This is a genomic window from Acinetobacter sp. CAU_H_29a_1 (assembly GCF_058599505.1).
Map to the genome: position 1 here is coordinate 1315581 of NZ_CM178655.1, position 16388 is coordinate 1331968.

Annotated in this window: 15 protein-coding genes and 1 pseudogene; 5 read left to right on the forward strand and 11 right to left on the reverse strand. The window is 41.0% G+C overall.

What is annotated here, in order from left to right; all coding sequences use genetic code 11:
- Positions 1-123: 123 nt before the first annotated feature.
- Both ppsR and AC4MDD_RS06550 read left to right on the forward strand, forming a co-directional pair.
- A complete protein-coding gene (ppsR, locus tag AC4MDD_RS06545) occupies positions 124-960 on the forward strand; it encodes a posphoenolpyruvate synthetase regulatory kinase/phosphorylase PpsR (RefSeq protein ID WP_005400687.1) in 837 nt (278 codons plus the stop codon).
- Between the two features lie 132 nt (positions 961-1092).
- Positions 1093-1767, forward strand: coding sequence for a hypothetical protein (locus AC4MDD_RS06550; RefSeq protein ID WP_171263873.1), 675 nt, complete (start codon positions 1093-1095; stop codon positions 1765-1767).
- Positions 1768-1802: 35 nt separating this feature from the next.
- Here AC4MDD_RS06550 and AC4MDD_RS06555 read toward each other — a convergent pair whose 3' ends face one another.
- The 5 genes from AC4MDD_RS06555 to AC4MDD_RS06575 all read right to left on the reverse strand — a co-directional run bounded on the left by AC4MDD_RS06555 (position 1803) and on the right by AC4MDD_RS06575 (position 6491).
- Entirely contained in the window at positions 1803-2366 is a 564-nt protein-coding gene (locus AC4MDD_RS06555; protein WP_078389323.1) for an NAD(P)/FAD-dependent oxidoreductase, read from the reverse strand.
- A gap of 241 nt (positions 2367-2607) precedes the next feature.
- Positions 2608-3609: an LLM class flavin-dependent oxidoreductase gene (locus tag AC4MDD_RS06560; RefSeq protein ID WP_078389324.1), complete on the reverse strand. Its 1002-nt coding sequence runs from the start codon at positions 3607-3609 to the stop codon at positions 2608-2610.
- A gap of 290 nt (positions 3610-3899) precedes the next feature.
- Complete coding sequence (locus tag AC4MDD_RS06565) at positions 3900-4427, reverse strand: YMGG-like glycine zipper-containing protein (protein WP_078389325.1); 528 nt, start codon at positions 4425-4427, stop codon at positions 3900-3902.
- Between the two features lie 224 nt (positions 4428-4651).
- Positions 4652-5077, reverse strand: coding sequence for a glycine zipper domain-containing protein (locus AC4MDD_RS06570; protein ID WP_004696467.1), 426 nt, complete (start codon positions 5075-5077; stop codon positions 4652-4654).
- Positions 5078-5361: 284 nt separating this feature from the next.
- Positions 5362-6491, reverse strand: a protein-coding gene (locus AC4MDD_RS06575) for an IS3-like element ISAcsp5 family transposase (RefSeq protein ID WP_100607972.1) whose coding sequence is annotated in 2 segments (ribosomal slippage) — positions 5362-6239 and positions 6239-6491 — 1131 coding nt in all. Because the reading frame shifts where the segments join, the coding sequence is not laid out codon by codon here.
- Between the two features lie 338 nt (positions 6492-6829).
- On the opposite strand from AC4MDD_RS06575, the gene prfA reads away from it, so the two are divergent.
- Both prfA and prmC read left to right on the forward strand, forming a co-directional pair.
- On the forward strand, positions 6830-7918 hold the full coding sequence (gene prfA / locus AC4MDD_RS06580) for a peptide chain release factor 1 (RefSeq protein WP_004982013.1): 1089 nt from the start codon (positions 6830-6832) through the stop codon (positions 7916-7918).
- A complete protein-coding gene (prmC, locus tag AC4MDD_RS06585) occupies positions 7918-8736 on the forward strand; it encodes a peptide chain release factor N(5)-glutamine methyltransferase (protein ID WP_419381073.1) in 819 nt (272 codons plus the stop codon). The genes prfA and prmC overlap by 1 nt, the downstream gene beginning before the upstream one ends.
- 56 nt (positions 8737-8792) lie before the next feature.
- Here prmC and AC4MDD_RS06590 read toward each other — a convergent pair whose 3' ends face one another.
- The 6 genes and pseudogenes from AC4MDD_RS06590 to AC4MDD_RS06615 form a co-directional block, all read right to left on the reverse strand.
- Entirely contained in the window at positions 8793-9614 is an 822-nt protein-coding gene (locus AC4MDD_RS06590; protein WP_490747573.1) for an ABC transporter permease, read from the reverse strand.
- Entirely contained in the window at positions 9614-10573 is a 960-nt protein-coding gene (locus tag AC4MDD_RS06595) for an aliphatic sulfonate ABC transporter substrate-binding protein (protein ID WP_279687420.1), read from the reverse strand. The genes AC4MDD_RS06590 and AC4MDD_RS06595 overlap by 1 nt, the downstream gene beginning before the upstream one ends.
- 290 nt (positions 10574-10863) lie before the next feature.
- Entirely contained in the window at positions 10864-11217 is a 354-nt protein-coding gene (locus tag AC4MDD_RS06600) for a hypothetical protein (protein WP_029575052.1), read from the reverse strand.
- Between the two features lie 478 nt (positions 11218-11695).
- Positions 11696-12655: a lipase secretion chaperone gene (locus AC4MDD_RS06605; RefSeq protein ID WP_419381075.1), complete on the reverse strand. Its 960-nt coding sequence runs from the start codon at positions 12653-12655 to the stop codon at positions 11696-11698.
- Positions 12656-12664: 9 nt separating this feature from the next.
- Positions 12665-13987, reverse strand: a pseudogene (locus AC4MDD_RS06610) (sphingomyelin phosphodiesterase).
- A gap of 327 nt (positions 13988-14314) precedes the next feature.
- The gene (locus AC4MDD_RS06615; RefSeq protein ID WP_114836744.1) at positions 14315-15340 is read right to left on the reverse strand and encodes an AraC family transcriptional regulator; all 1026 of its coding nucleotides are present in this window, start codon (positions 15338-15340) and stop codon (positions 14315-14317) included.
- A gap of 143 nt (positions 15341-15483) precedes the next feature.
- Here AC4MDD_RS06615 and AC4MDD_RS06620 point away from each other — a divergent pair, with 143 nt between their 5' ends.
- Positions 15484-16254, forward strand: a complete 771-nt coding sequence (locus AC4MDD_RS06620; RefSeq protein WP_114836743.1) for a 3-hydroxyacyl-CoA dehydrogenase — start codon at positions 15484-15486, stop codon at positions 16252-16254.
- Positions 16255-16388: the final 134 nt, after the last annotated feature.

Genomic DNA, 16388 nt, shown 5'->3' on the forward strand with positions numbered 1-16388 from the left:
TATCTTGGCATCAGATTATAACAAATCTACTTAGCTTTTTGATTTTACTAAGCGACAGTCATGTAAGATCGGTTTACTATAAAGATTATATAGCACTAAGACAAATTTTTGAGGAGAATTTTAATGTCAGGAAGTAAACAATTTAAGCGGAGTGTTTTTTTTGTATCAGATGGTACTGCAATTACCGCTGAAACCCTTGGGCACTCGCTATTGGCGCAGTTTCCAAATGTTGACTTTGACATTCATATTATTCCTTATATTAGCTCTGAAGAAGCTGCTACAAATGTGGTTGCTGAGATCAATTTAAGGGCGCAACAAGACGGACAAAAGCCACTGGTTTTTGACACTTTAGTCGACCCGTACGTGCGTGACATTATTAATACTGCAAATGCTATAAATCTTGATGTATTTGAAGGGCTTATTAGTAAATTATCTGAAGAGTTGGGAACACCGCCTACAACTTTAGTCGGACAGACCCATGCAGTGACCGATTCGGAGTCTTATAAAGCACGTATTGATGCGGTGCATTTTGCTTTGGATAACGATGACGGTGCACGTACACGCCACTATGACAAGGCCGATCTGATTCTGATTGGGGTATCACGTTCGGGTAAAACACCGACTTCAATTTATTTGTCATTACAGTTTGGGATTCGTGTAGCAAACTATCCATTGACCGAAGAAGACTTGGATGACAACCGTTTACCAGCGGTACTTCGCGCACATAAGCAGAAGCTTTTTGGTTTGATGATTGATGCTGAACGCCTTGTCGCTATTCGCTCTGAACGTAAAGCCAATAGCCGTTATGCAAGCTTCAGCCAGTGTCAAATGGAGCTTCGCGCAATTGAAGGGATTTATATCTCTGAAGGGATTAAATACTTAAATGTCTCGGAAATGTCGATTGAAGAAATTTCAACTCGTGTACTCCAAATGACGGGTTTAAAACGTCGCATTGGTTGATATTGTCATTACATTATAAAGCGTCATATTGATGATGCTTTATAATGTTGATCAATATAAAAATACAGATTAGATCAAATGAAAATAATATCAAAATGCCTATTAGGTGTATTTTGTTTTGCTCATTTTAATATGGCTGTATATGCGCAAAATATATCAATTCAGCAGGCTGAGCAGGCGATTGATCAAAAATATGCAGCGCTAGATTTTTATGCAGTGAATCAACAGATCGAAAATGATGTGGTTGATTTAATCCGTGAAAATGCAGAAAGTTATGCTTATTCTTTCCCCAAATTGACTGAAAATCTTAGACTAAAGATTAATGCCTCACCGGACCAACTGCTTAAATTCTATACCTTTGATGTAGGTGGTGGCGGTACCATGGGTGAATTTTCATCCTATGTGCAGATGAAATCGAGCAATTCCACTAAACTTCAGCCTTTAGAAGCTGGCTATATTTTAAAGATTGACCAAGTGAAATGGGGTGCACAACCGATTTATCTGATTCAAAGTTATTACAAAGGCGATAGTTGTCACGGTCTTTATCAAATTCAAGCCTTTAAAATGCACGCCCAAGCTTTGACAGCAACACCAGTTTTTCAGACCAAGAACAAGCAACTAAGTTCGATTGAAGTAGATTATGACTGTCACTATGACGAAGAGCGGCGCGGTTCATATATTCGTGTTTCAAAAGACTTAAACAAGATTGATATCACTTTATTAGATCAAAACAGCCGCCCGACTGGAAAGTACTTACGTTATCAACGTTCAAATACAGGCTATCAATATACAGGTGTGACGAAATAAACAACGGGTAAGTGGCTAAAACTTACCCTATATGGTTAATGGCTATAGGTGGTAATGATCACATCGACGGGATATTCAGCGCCATCTAAACTTTGAATATCATGTTCTCGAATTTTGACGATCGGCCAAGTGATTAGCTTACAGTTGTCGCGCTGTAAGGCATGATAATAATGATCGGACTTAAAAAATTTAAGTTTATCGGCAGCGGAGTTAGGTTTGAGCTGGTGTCTAAGCCATGGGTCTTGAACTTGGGTTTCTAAGAAGCGTAAAGCCAGTAGGCATTTGATACGTGTGTTAAATAGGCGTCGGTTCTTAATAACCAGTGGATGTTGAATTAAGCGCTGAATTCCACGCTCTGTTTTTGGCAAGATAAATTGTGGCGCATTTTGAAAAACATAGACCGATTGAGCGACCTGACAAACCGACTCAAGGGCAGTTACTGTATGCTGGTTGGTACCAATAATTGCGACACGTTGTTCAGTAAAAGCATGTTGTTTAATTTCTGATGCGGTAATCAATTGCCCTTTAAAATGCTGAAAATATTCGGGATGGTTTTGAAATAAACCAGATACGTTGTCTGTTGAATACAAATTGACCATGCTTGATCCTTAATTGTTTTTTATCGTCTTTCCTTAATTTATTATTTTTAGTGCTTTTGCTCTAAAAAAGCAAAGTGATAAATTGTCTGAGCAGTCACGCTAACTTTAGTCTAGACATAGCAGCAGTTTTGCAGGGCTTTAAGGATTTTTTAAGTATCGGCTAAGATTTTGGTTATTCATTTATGCACGTCGCCTTATGGGTATGCATTAATACGCATAAGGCGATTCACTTCATTTGTACTTAACTGTTTTTGATCTGCATGAGACGTTCAAAGTTTTCTAAACGTTTGTCCGTGTCATAGATGTCACAGGTGAAAATAAACTCATCAACATCATATTCCAAAAGAAGCTGTTTCAAGCCTTCTTTCACCGTGCCATTGGAGCCGATTTGCGCCATGGCATAAAAACTGTCTACTGACATTTTTTCCGAAGGTGACCATAGACCGTCCATACTGGCAATTGGTGCTTTTAACTTTAAACTTTGACCGCGCATGAGACCTAAAACTCGTTGGTAGGCACTGGTTGCTAGATATTCAGCTTCAGCATCGGTTTCAGCAACGACCGTCGGGACACCCATAGATACATAAGGTTTGGATAAGTACTCAGAGGGTTCAAAGTTTTCACGATAGAGCTGAATCGCTTGTTTCAGCATACGCGGTGCAAAGTGTGATGCAAAAGAGTAGGGAAGACCTAGTTTTGCAGCCAGTTGTGCACTAAATAAACTTGAACCGAGTAGCCATACAGGCACATGTGTCCCTTGCCCCGGAGTTGCAATGATGCGCTGATTTGGTTCAGCGTCTTTAAAGTAATGCAGAATTTCTAAGACATCTTGTGGGAACTGATCTTCAGTTTCTTGACGGCCACGGCGAAGTGCGCGCATGGTCACTTGGTCTGTACCTGGTGCTCGACCTAAACCTAATTCAATCCGGTTTGGATAGAGTGTCGCAAGCGTACCGAATTGCTCCGCTACGATCAGTGGGGCATGGTTCGGGAGCATGATACCACCTGAACCTACCTTTAAGGTTGAGGTATTTGCGAGTAAATAGCCGAGTAGCACCGCAGTTGCAGAGCTGGCAATACCATCCATATTATGATGTTCTGCAAGCCAAAGTCGACTATAGCCTAAACGCTCAGCTTGTTGGGCCAACTTTAAGCTATGCTGTAGGGTGAGTTGTACAGTTTGATCTTCGCGGACAGGAGCTAATTCTAAAATAGAAAATTGAGTCTCGGACAACGTGCGCATTCTATTTCTCAGTTTTGTTTTATATATCGAAATAATACGATATAAGTGCTATCTTGTATATCGATTTTATTCGATGTTCTGATTGTTTTATATAAGGTATTGATTTAAAAATGAAACAAAATTTATATTCAACATCGTTGAACAGCACCAGCCACACATGCGTTTAAAACCAAAGTGGTAAGCTGCTGCATTCAGTAGAAACGATGCAGTGTCTTTTTTGAGTGTAGTTGTCAGATAAATAAAAAAGCACCCGAAGGTGCTCTTTTATTTGAAAATGTTTTATGCGGTACTTAGCGTTTACCGTTTTTGTACCAGCCTAAGTGACGGCCATTGTCACCACGGTAGTTGTGACCATTATATTTATAATTGCTATTACGGTAGCCACGGCTGTCATAACGACGATCATAACGGTCGTCGTAACGGCGGTCATATTCGTCATCATAACGACGGTCTTCAGAGACTTTTTTACCTAGAACTGCACCACCCGCTGAACCGAGACCTGCACCAATATACCCACCATTGGTACCGCCCATGTTTTTACCTACGGTATAACCACCAGCACCACCGAGTGCTCCACCAATGATTGCACCATTACGGTCACGTTTGTTGGCTGAAGCGGCTGCACCTGCACCACCACCAATGGCAGAACCAATCATCGCGCCTGTTTGTCCACCCATTTGGTTACCAATCGCGGCACCGACAACACCACCTAATGCAGATGTTAGTGCAGTATTGGTTGTATTACCTGCATATGTTGTGGTCATCGTTAATGCTGAAGCTGCAATTACGGTACTCATTAAAATTGATTTAATTTTCATTTTTAAACTCCTAAGAGCATGTCTATTTTGTCTTGATTTCACTTTAGCGAAACAAGTGGGAAGAATAATGAAGAGAAATTTTATCGAAACCGTTGCTTTGGTAAGTGCTGTGTAACGACTCTTCGTATTTTCTACCAGTTTGGCTAGAGTACTATTGCGTCTAAATCTGTGCCATAAAAAAGCACCCGAAGGTGCTTTCAATGACATCTTTACGATGCAGCTAATTAATGGTGTTTATGTTTTTTCTTCCATTTTTTACCATGGTAAGAGTCATACTGTTTATCTTTTGAGATTTTGTTGCCGAGTGCTGCACCGCCCGCTGCACCTAATGCAGAACCCACATAGCCACCATTGGTGCCGCCCATGCTTTTACCTACGGTATAGCCCGCACCACCACCGATCGCACCACCAATAGCAGATTCAGTACGATGACGTTTGTCACTTGCAACTGCTGCACCACCTGCACCACCGAGTGCTGCACCGATGGTTGCACCAGTTGTGCCGCCCATGTTTTTACCAATTGCTGTCCCTGCAACACTACCTAAAGCACTGGCTGCTGCAACGCGAGTTGTGCTGTCTGCATACGCAGTTGCAGTAAACATAGATGCCGTTGCTAATGTTGCTGACATTAAGAGTGTATTAAGTTTCATGTGTTTCTCCATGTCCAACATTGGTTGAACTGTCTTACTTTTTTCGATGTGGCTAATGTAACAAAAAGATTCCAGTTAATTGTGGAGAGTTAAAACTAAATTGAAACCCGTTGGTTTCTTGTTTGTATCAGTTTTATTACAAATGTGAATAAGCAGAATGAAATTTATCCAAAATCATGCAAATGTGGATAAACCTAGGAGTGATGCAGTTCACTAATGTGGTTCCGTTAATTAGACCACTCAATTCAGTTTTATAAGTGATAAATCCGCTCTAAATATTTAAATTATGCTGCCATTACTTTTAGTAAATGTTGATCATAAAATTCATCCGGTGTTGCCTTATTCAAACTTGAATGAGGACGTATCATGTTATAAAAATCCAAATATTCAGCAATTGATTGTTTCGCTTGTTTAACCGTATCGTAAGCCTTCAAATAGACTTCCTCATGCTTCACGCTGCGCCATAAACGCTCAATCATCACATTATCCATCCATCGTCCTTTCCCATCCATACTGATACGGATATTTCGCAATTTTAACTCATTCAAAAATGCCTCGCTTGTGAATTGACTGCCTTGGTCTGTATTAAACACCTCTGGACAACCATATTTCACAATTGCTTCTTGCAACGCATCTATGCAAAAGTCTGTTTCCATACTGATCGATACACGATGAGCCAGTACTTTACGACTATGCCAATCTATAATTGCACACAGATAGACAAAGCCTTTAGCCATAGGAATGTACGTGATATCTGTACACCAGACTTGATTAGAGTGATCGATGACCATGTTTTTCAACAGATATGGGAAAATACGGTGTGCAAGATTAGGCTTACTGGTATTGGGTTTTGGATACAAGGCATGTATTCCCATCAAGCGCATTAAACGTCGGACTTTACGCCGACCTATTTGATGTCCTTGACGCTGTAGCATATCTCGTATCATTCGACTGCCCATAAATGGGTAGTCGAGATGAATTTCATCGATTAGACGCATCCAACTCAAATCAGTTGATGAAATCTCTTTGGGCTTGTAATACAACGTACTGCGATTGATTTGAATCAATTGCGATTGTTGTCGTACCGAAAGTTGATGGGTCTTATCGATCATTTTTTGCCGCTCAGCTGCCCTATTTTTCTGAGCGCACCTTCTAAAAAATCAATTTGCAATGCCTGATGTCCTATCTTGGCATGTAGAGCTTTGAGGTCAATCTCTGGTTCTTGTTGTGCTGTTGGTCGTGAAAAAATATTGACTGATTGCTCAAGCAGTTGATTTTTCCAATCGATGATTTGGTTTTGATGTAAGTCGAATTGAGTAGAAAGTTCAGCGAGTGTGTGGTCGCCTTTAATTGCTGCGAGAGCAACTTTAACTTTAAACTCTGCTGAATGATTACGACGTTTTCTTCGTGTCATGGTTGACTCCAAAAACAAGCATTTCCCATGCTTATTGGGGAGTAGATTATCACTTATAGGCGTGGTCTAAAATCCTATACCCACATCACACACTCTGAATTTTGAGCTGAAATGGCCTATTAAAAAGGTGTATATGAAATAAGCTGTTTTGCATTTTTTAAGCGTTAGTAAGGTCATAAACATGCTTTAAAAGTGTATCAATCTACTGAGGCGTATAAAGTAAACGTCGCTCAGGATTGAATAAAGATGTTCTTTGCGTGATAGAGCCGTTAAACTAAGCGCAAATTTTTTGGTGCTGTGAAACTGTATTGCAGCCTTTATATTGAGATATTTTCCTAATGAAAGAATCGTTACGTTTACGATTAGATCAACTTTCTGACCGTCACGAAGAATTAACAGCATTACTTGCAGATGTAGAAGTCATTTCGGATAACAAACGCTTTCGTCAGTTGTCACGTGAACATAGTGATTTAAGCGAAATCACAGAAGTTTGGACCAAGTACAAACAAGCTGAAGCTGATATTGAAACGGCTGAAGCGATGCTGTCAGATCCTGATTTTAAGGAAATGGCTGTTGAAGAAATTAAAGAAAATAAAGCCATTATTGCGTCTTTAGAAGCTGATTTAAATATTTTAATGATTCCGAAAGATCCAAATGATGCGAACTCTGCATATTTGGAAATTCGAGCGGGAACAGGCGGTGATGAAGCCGCTATTTTCTCGGGTGACTTATACCGCATGTACACCAAGTACGCTGAATCACAAGGCTGGCGTATTGAAGTGTTGTCTGAAAATGAAGGCGAACACGGTGGTTATAAAGAAATTATTTGTTTGGTGAATGGTGAGGGTGTTTACGGCCGTTTGAAGTTTGAAAGTGGCGCGCACCGTGTACAACGTGTGCCTGCAACGGAGTCTCAAGGTCGTGTACATACTTCGGCGTGTACCGTTGCGATTTTGCCTGAAATTGATGTTGATACAACGGTTGAGATTAATGCATCAGACTTACGTATTGATACCTACCGCGCCTCAGGTGCGGGTGGTCAGCACATCAACAAAACCGATTCGGCTGTGCGTATTACTCATATTCCAACAGGAACCGTGGTGGAATGTCAGGAAGAACGTTCACAACATAAAAACAAAGCCAAAGCGATGGCTTTACTTGCTTCACGCTTGGAAAATGCAAAACGTGCGGCAGCTGATGCAGCAACTTCTGAAATGCGTCGTGACTTGGTCGGCTCGGGTGATCGTTCAGAACGTATCCGTACCTATAACTACCCGCAAGGTCGTATGACCGATCACCGTATTAACTTAACTTTATACAAGTTAGACGCGGTTATGGAAGGCGATTTAACTGAACTATTAGATAGCTTACATCGTGAATATCAAGCAGATCAGCTTGCGATGCTTGCACAGCAGAATGGTGGATAATGAATATTGCCCAAGCTTTGGCTTTACGTGGTGAAGCTGAGAGTTACGAACGTCAAGAGAACGCATGGTTGCTGGAACACATCACCAAAATTGATTCTTTCGATTTGGTTATGAAAAAAGATCAAGTGCTGACCAATGAACAAGAGCAGGCCTATGTTGCTGCCTTGGCACGAATCGAAGCAGGTGAACCTTTGGCCTATGTGACAGGTTCACAGCCGTTTTGGACGCTAGATTTGATTGTCACTCCTGACACTTTAGTGCCACGTCCAGATACCGAGGTACTGGTAGAAACTGTATTACGATTAGACTTACCTGAAGATGCCCGCATTGTCGATTTAGGTACGGGGACGGGTGCGGTTGCGCTTTCATTGGCCAGTGAACGGGACACATGGGACATCACGGCGACCGATATTTATGAGCCAACTTTAGCCGTTGCGCAGCAAAATGCAGAAAAGCATGACTTAAATGATGTGACTTTTGTGTGTGGCAGTTGGTTTGCACCGCTAAATCGAAAGTTTTTTGATGTGATTGTATCGAATCCACCGTACATCGATGCCGATGATGCTCACATGCAAGACTTAGCAACTGAGCCTGAACGTGCTCTAATTGCGGCAGATCATGGTTTGGCTGATTTGAAAGTCATTATCCAGCAAGGTAAAAAGCATTTAACTCTTGATGGCTGGGTGGTACTTGAGCATGGTTATGATCAAGGTGACGCTGTACAGAAAATCTTTAAAGAAGCGGGCTATAAACAAGTCCGTACGGTGAAAGATTATGGTGGAAATGACCGCGTTACTTTAGGGCAGTGGACACAATAATTTCATTGTTCCCTCCAAAATAAAAGCGCATTCGATGCGCTTTTATTTTTTCTACCTTATGTTCCAAATACGTCACGCCAACGGAGTAGCCAAGTCTCGATGGCTTTCATGATGCTATCACTGAATTTTCCGAGCACGGCTAAAAGAATAATCGCTAAGATCACAATATCAGGACGTGAAGTTTCTCGGCCATCACTCAGTAAGTAGCCTATGCCTTGTGTCGCTGCAATGAGTTCTGCTGCAATCATAAACATCCATGCCAAACTTAAACTGTTGCGCAGTCCCGTTAAAATTCCCGGAGATGCCGCAGGCAAAATAATCTGTTGCACTTGTTGCCAGTACTTCAGTCGATAGACTTGTGCGACTTCGATGAGCTTGCGATCAACCCCTTTAATGGCTGCGACAGTGTTGGTATAGGTCGGAAAAAATGCGCCAATTGCAATTAGGGTAATCTTCGATTCTTCATCAATTCCCAACCACAGTAAAAGTAGAGGAATCCACGCTAAGCTCGGGATGGATTTGATCGCTGAAAAACTGGGTTCTAAAAATGCTTCAACCTGTTTATTGAGTCCCACCAAAATCGCAAACATTAAAGCCAGAGCACTCCCAATAAAAAATCCTAAAAACACCCGCCATGTACTGGTCCAGACATGCATCCATAAATCTGCCTGCCATAAATCTAGAAAGGTTTGCCATAGACTAGTGGGAGCAGGCAATAAATAAGATTCAATAAAACCTGCTCGGACCAGATATTCACAAGCAATCAGTAAGAGTACTGGAAGGGTGATCGCTTTGAGAAAACTCTTCAATTTCAACTGAAATGAGGAACTTTTTTTTACTACAATAGGGCTGAAAGAGCTCGCGACTGACTTAGTCATTATTTGCTTACAACCTTTTGTGCATATTGTGGCTTAAACAACTGAGTCACGACTTGATTTACATTGGTGCCTTTACGGACTAAGTCTTCTTCATTCAAAATGCCGCCAGACTTTTGTAATGCAGCAATCTGTTTGGCTGACGGAATGTTTTGATCAAAGTTGGTACGGCTTAGTTGTAATTTTGCGACATTCAACGGCAGTTTGGACTCGCGTGCCAGTAACTCCGCCAATTTCTCTGGATTAGCTTTGGCCCATTTACGTGCTTGCTCATAAGCTTTAATCACGGCTTCAATGGCTTCGGGACTTTGCTGAGTAAAAGACTCTTTGACACTGAGCACGCTATAACTGTTAAACCCAATATTTCGATACAGCAGTTTTGCGCCAGATTGCACTTGTGCCGATGCCATCAATGGATCTAAGCCTGCCCAAGCATCGACTTGACCACGTTCTAAAGCCGTTTTGCCATCCGGATGTTGTAAGTGAACCAGTTGTACATCACGTTTATTTAGACCCACTGTATCCAGCGCTTGTAAGGTAAACAGAAATGGATCTGTGCCTTTGGTTGCGGCAATTTTTTTTCCTTTTAAGTCTTTTAGGCTTTTAATTTGGGAGTTCTTAGCAACCACCAAAGCGGTCCATTCAGGTTGGCTTTGGATATAAACGGTATTGATTGGACTGCCGTTGGCACGACTGAGTACGGCTGCAAGCCCTGCGGTTGAAGCAAAATCTACACTGCCACTATTTAAATATTCCAGTGAACGGTTACTGCCTTGGCTAAACACCCATTTAATTTCAGTTTTAGGTAAGGCTTTTTCTAACAGCTTTTGTTCTTTCACTACGAGGCTGGTTGGTGCGTAGTAGGCATAATCGAGTTTGAGCGTGTCTGGAATAGCGGCATGGGCATACGAGCCGATCAAACCTAAAATCAGTGAAGTGCTCAGTAGTTTAAAGTTTTTCATGTTGCATCATTTAAATAAGTTCATTTGTGGGTTCTTTTAACCTTATGTATGCGAAAAATAAAAAAAGAAAAATGGATAATAAAATATTAAATTGAAATAAGCAGATAATCTTAATTTAAGTATCTGAATTTTAATAACTTGATTGAGCTTTTTGCGGTTTTTTAAGTATAGAATAACTTTAAAAAAGCATAGAATAATTTCTTCTTATATGAAGATTGCATAACTAAATCATTCATTTTGAATGTAAAAAAGCGACTGTAATAGTCGCTTTTTTTAAGGGGGCTGCAAGCTTACATAGGATAGTCTTGTAAGCTGTCAAACACTTCAACTTGCTCTAAAGCATCAGTTTCAAGTGCAAGACAAAGTGTCACAATTTTCTTTAGATCAGCTAAATATTGTTCATCTTTAAACGATGCACCTAACTGCAGGGCTTGAATACGGTCAGCACTAATATCCAATGCTTGAGCAGCTTCAATCGCATTAACTTCATTAAAAAATGCAGTAACAGCATGATTTAATTCAAGGTCTGATGCATTGAGAATACCTTGATCCAGTTGCTCTTCAAATTGTGGGGTAGGAGACTGCAAAGCTTGAGTAAAGTTTTGCACCAGACGTTGATCGAGAACATCAATCATTTTAAGCATGTCATAACCTTTAAAAGAAATAAGGTGATTAAACAGGGGGAGTACAGCCGGAAAATAAGCATTAAAGAATGCTTTAAAATTGGTTGAAAAATAATCCATTTTGGAACTTTTTGCAAATAGATTCCGATAAATGAAAGATGGATTTGTTAAGTAAGTGAAAAGCTTGAATTTATTAAATAGAATTCCTATTTGAATTTTACACTATTGTTCCAATGGACTCGGATCGATCAAAAAGAAGTATTCAATGTGAAATATTGTGGAGTTTTAATCAAAAAGTTCTTTTATTTTTATTTAAGATGTTGAATTATAATAATTTATTAATATTGTCATTGCAATGGTCTATATTTTACGCATCACTGATGCGAACTCAAAACATCGTGGAATTGCAATTTATAAGGACCAGCTAAAGCAACATGAGGTATATCACCTTGCTTTAGCTATCTTTGTTTGGTGTGGAGAATGATGAACGTTTAAGCCACTAGTTAAAGTGCTTTTGCCTCAGTTGTTCTAGACGGAGTTGATATTGCTGTTGCCATGCACTTTCAGCTAAGTTTTGTTTTTGCTGGTTCATTTCTTGGTTGAGAGCAGCAAGCTCAGATTGATAACTGGCGATCTGTTGTTGTTGTCGAGCGACTTGTTGTTCGCGTTCAGCCAACTGCGCCGCTTCTTTGCCTGAAAAGTAGCTGTTACGAATTTGTTGGGTAATTTCTTGTTGCTGTATTGGGTCGGTGACGCCAATTAAAGCCAATTTAAGGGCTTTATCATAACTACCACTCTGACCATCAATATTTTTGCTCGGGTTTTTATATTGTTGCTGTAGTTGCGCAAGTTCACTCAGTCGTTGTTGTAAGGTCAAGTGCGGTGCGCGGCTCAAGAGTTCACCATAAGCAAACTGATAGCTGGCAAACTCTTTTTCTTCAGCAAAGCCGAGTTGGGTTTCTTGCTTACCTAAAGTCTGCTCACGTAAGTTCCAAATCTCCTGATAACGCTGTTGCGGTGTCATTTGTGTGGACATGGTTTTAGCTTGCATTTCTTTTTCGTACAGTGGTAGGCGTTCTATCAATTGTTTTAAAGTTTGAGCAAACTGTTGATCTGGATATTCGTCCAATACCTGTTTTAATAATGCCTGACAGTTGGTATCAGGGCAGTTTTGTTGTAACGGGTTTAATAATTGTGTGATATTGCCCGGGTTTTTTTGAAAGTGTTGAATCATTTTTTGGATGGATTCTTGTTGCTGTTGTTGCTGCATTCTTGACTCGTCATTGTTTGCAGCGGCAAGCTTCTCTTGCAAACTGCTGGGTTGAGCAGTCTCTGTAAGGGACGGTGAGGATGCCTGAGTTTGACCCGATGTGGCATATGATGAGCCAAGGCCCAACCATATCACCACACCGATTACCAATACACTCAGCACCAAAGCGATAAGCCCAAAGCGCTTCATTATTCTTCCTTATGGGTTGTATTGGAATTGACCCATTACTGGGAAGTGGTCAGATAAGTCCCAAGTCATAAATACGGGGGCGGCAGCCGAGCGAAGAATACGGACATCATTACGTGCTTGCATAGGCTGACGGTGGTTATTGGATGACACCACGTAGTCTAAATACTCTACGGTAGAGCCACCCGTAAGTCCTGCACCTGCGAGTTTATTCACTCGTGGATCGAAGGTCGATTCGGTATATCCTGTGCTGACTGGGACCGTACCATTCAAGTTGATTTGCATTTGCGCATAATCTTGCGGCCACAGGAGTTTGTTGACATTAAAGTCACCGCCCATGAGCACGGCATCAAATGATGGAATATTTTGCTTATCGACCAAAGCGCGGATTTGCTTAAATTGTTACTGGCGCATATCACGTGCCGCGTCGGTATCAAACGATGCGGTATGCGTGGAGGTCACATGGTAGGCTTTGCCATTCTTGAGAATTTCAGCATAAATCACGCCTTTATCGGCAAAACAGTCAATCCCCGTACAGCTCGGGTAAATAAAATGATCCGTTTTTACAATTGGATGGCGACTTGCAACCAATATGCCGCTGTCATAAATATTGAAGCCTGAACCGATTGGAATATAAGTTTGGTACGGATATTCCTGCGCTAATTTGGCCAACATGGCAGTACGACCAGAAGCAAAGGTTTCTTGGAACAAGATCGCATCGTAGCCTTTTAGGTTTTGCGGCAGTTGCCCTAAACGCGAATCAATTTTACTTGCCACCAAAGGAAGAGCATAAATATTGTAGGTTAAAACTTTAAACTCATCGGCACTGCTGGCAACGGGTTCTGGCACGGTATTTTGATGGATAGTGTAGTGGAAGTCGTCATAGCCACCAGTGTATTCAGCTTTAAAAGCAGTCTGCGCTGCTTTTCCTGCATAATTGGTGTTGAAGCGCTGAATGTTACGATCGTTAAACCATGGTGCAGAGAAATCACTGCCAGATGCAGAGTGTTTAATATCACTGCCAGACCAAGTGCCAGTCATCGATTGTTTCAGGGTGATGCTTGAACCACCGCCAGTAATCACGGTATCAAAATTATAGGTTTGACCTGACTTTACCCCAGTATAACGGTTAAAACGCAGTACACGTTTGGTTTCATAAGGTGCAATTTGGGTGGCTTCTTGAGCCCATTGACTCCCTTGAGTTAAGGTGCGTGTACCATGATGATTAATATTGACGGATACTGTTTCAGGGGTAGTATTGGTCACATAAATGTATGAGTCTGCTATCGCTTGCTGCGTACACAGCAGTAATGATAACCATCTGATATTTTTCATTAAGTTTTTATTTAGTTGGGTGCTCATGTGTTCCCTCCATGATGTTTTTATTCAATATTGTGTAAAACAATATGACGAGATCACTATGGCAGGTAATTTTTTTAAGTCAGTGACAAAGTGCGACAGCACCCTGATTTTCCGATGAGTGAGCATCAAAAATTCAATTTAATTTATAAGCTCTGTTGACATTTCCTTTGGCCAATCAAAACCAAACCCAGAACAATAGAATGTTGAGGTTTACTTTAACGAGAGAATGGTATGGGTTGGTTATTTGTTATGTGGAAAGAGCAAGGGCGTCACGTAGTTGCCTATACCAATCGACCTAAGTTAAGTATCCTTATTTTGACGATAGGCGCCGGGGCTGACCCCAGTCCACTTTTTAAAAGCACGATGGAAAGCACTCGGATCATGAAAATTGAGTTCAGTGCTAATGTCTTGTAATGATACTTGGCTGTTACTGAGCAGCTCAATGGCCATATCGCGGCGTATATCATTTTTGAGCTGTTGATAACTAAAACCTTCACTTTTCAGTCGCCGCTGAATAGTCGCCTCAGACATATTGAAATGATGGGCAATTTCAGACAGTTCAAGCCACTGGGTCGGGGGTTCTTGCATTAAATAGCGACGAATTTGGGCACTGGTTGAATGTGGATTTTTATAACGGGTCAATAAAATATGTGGGGTTTGCTGAATAAATTGATACCACGATTTACTGTCCTGTTTTATGGGCATTTTTAAATAATTGGCATCGAACTGAATATAGTTTTCAGCCATTTGATACTGGATATTTTCACAAAAACGAACTTTGTAATCGATGTCATCTGTAGGTGTATCACATTTGAGTTGAATTTGATTCAAAATCACTCGTTGCCCAACCAGCCAACACATTAGGGCATGAATTAGCATGATGTAAGTTGCGTAACTAAACATACGCTTGGGCTGTTGTCGTTCGTAAATCACAATATAGGCATAATGTTCTTGTACCATGAGCTGACTGCTAAAGTCGTCTAGCACCAGATTCATAAACTGCAAAATATGCTGAATGGCTTGGTCCAGCTGGGTGGTGTGTAACAGTGTTTTAGATAAAAACTGAAAACTGCCACGGCGCATAGCATGGCGATCCATTCCAAAAAACTCATCATTCATCACATTGGCCAGTTCAGTCCAGAGCTGTGCATATTGATTGACTGAGACTCGTGCTTTTGTCGCACTTAACAATTCGCTATTGATGCCTGCATTTTTTAAAATATCAGCAACTGTATATCCCTGCTTTTCAGCTTCAAACAATGCTTCGTGTACCAAAGCAATTGAAATGGAATCTTTCTGGGCGTTTGCATGTTCCGATGCAGTCATAGTGGCTTCCATATTTTTATTGTGCATTTTGAGCATTGTCCAAAACCATCATGGAAGATGCAATATTTGGAAATTGTACTTAAAGGGTTCTGTGTTTACATTTCTTCTTAAGTCGTAGCATTCAATCATACAAGGAAAAATAAATGAAGATTCAAGGGAAGGTTTTTGTCGTTACAGGTGGTGCATCGGGTTTAGGTGCGGCAACAGCACGTCATTTGATTGAACAAGGCGCGAAAGTCATTTTGGTAGATATGAACCAAGCTTTAGGTGAAGAGCTACAGCGTGAGTTGGGTGAAAATGCTCAGTTTAAAAGCCTTGATGTTACGGATGAGCACGCCGTGCAAAGTTTCTTCCAAGAAGTCGAGGTGGAATATGCACAATTGAATGGTTTGGTGAACTGTGCGGGTGTCGCGCCTTCAGCCAAAGTGTTGGGTCGTGATGGTATTCATGAGCTGGCGTTATTCCAAAAAGTATTAAACATCAATGTCTCAGGTACTTTTAATATGCTGCGTTTTGCTGCGCAGTTAATCGCGAAATATGAACCTCAATCTGGTGAAGAAGAACGTGGCGTGATTGTGAATACAGCTTCAGTTGCAGCCTATGACGGACAAATTGGCCAGACCGCTTATGCAGCATCGAAAGGCGCGGTTGTCTCAATGACTTTGCCGCTGGCACGCGAGCTAGCACGTGAAAAAATTCGAGTGATGACCATTGCTCCAGGCATTATGGAAACGCCAATGTTGAAGGCGATGCCGCAAAATGTACAAGATGCGTTGGGTGAAATGGTGCCATTTCCGAAGCGGTTGGCAAAACCTCAAGAGTTTGCTCAGCTTGTGGGGCATATTTTTGAAAATAGTTATTTGAATGGTGAAGTGATTCGTTTAGATGGCGCGATTCGTATGCAGCCTAAATAAGTTAGATTTTTATAGAAAATGATGATCTGTACAGAGCTACAAATTTCTAATCGAATTAAAATAGCGTTGTGTCCGTATTCATTTTCTTTTGAAGGATCAAAAGAAACAAAAATCCTTTTCGAAACTGAAGATAC

Coding starts and splice junctions, on each gene's coding strand:
- AC4MDD_RS06615 (WP_114836744.1), bottom strand. CDS start 15,340: ATGACTGCATCGGAACATGCAAACGCCCAGAAAGATTCCATTTCAATT.
- prmC (WP_419381073.1), top strand. CDS start 7,918: ATGAATATTGCCCAAGCTTTGGCTTTACGTGGTGAAGCTGAGAGTTAC.
- ppsR (WP_005400687.1), top strand. CDS start 124: ATGTCAGGAAGTAAACAATTTAAGCGGAGTGTTTTTTTTGTATCAGAT.
- AC4MDD_RS06550 (WP_171263873.1), top strand. CDS start 1,093: ATGGCTGTATATGCGCAAAATATATCAATTCAGCAGGCTGAGCAGGCG.
- AC4MDD_RS06555 (WP_078389323.1), bottom strand. CDS start 2,366: ATGGTCAATTTGTATTCAACAGACAACGTATCTGGTTTATTTCAAAAC.
- AC4MDD_RS06595 (WP_279687420.1), bottom strand. CDS start 10,573: ATGAAAAACTTTAAACTACTGAGCACTTCACTGATTTTAGGTTTGATC.
- AC4MDD_RS06570 (WP_004696467.1), bottom strand. CDS start 5,077: ATGAAACTTAATACACTCTTAATGTCAGCAACATTAGCAACGGCATCT.
- AC4MDD_RS06590 (WP_490747573.1), bottom strand. CDS start 9,614: ATGACTAAGTCAGTCGCGAGCTCTTTCAGCCCTATTGTAGTAAAAAAA.
- prfA (WP_004982013.1), top strand. CDS start 6,830: ATGAAAGAATCGTTACGTTTACGATTAGATCAACTTTCTGACCGTCAC.
- AC4MDD_RS06565 (WP_078389325.1), bottom strand. CDS start 4,427: ATGAAAATTAAATCAATTTTAATGAGTACCGTAATTGCAGCTTCAGCA.
- AC4MDD_RS06620 (WP_114836743.1), top strand. CDS start 15,484: ATGAAGATTCAAGGGAAGGTTTTTGTCGTTACAGGTGGTGCATCGGGT.
- AC4MDD_RS06600 (WP_029575052.1), bottom strand. CDS start 11,217: ATGCTTAAAATGATTGATGTTCTCGATCAACGTCTGGTGCAAAACTTT.
- AC4MDD_RS06605 (WP_419381075.1), bottom strand. CDS start 12,655: ATGAAGCGCTTTGGGCTTATCGCTTTGGTGCTGAGTGTATTGGTAATC.
- AC4MDD_RS06560 (WP_078389324.1), bottom strand. CDS start 3,609: ATGCGCACGTTGTCCGAGACTCAATTTTCTATTTTAGAATTAGCTCCT.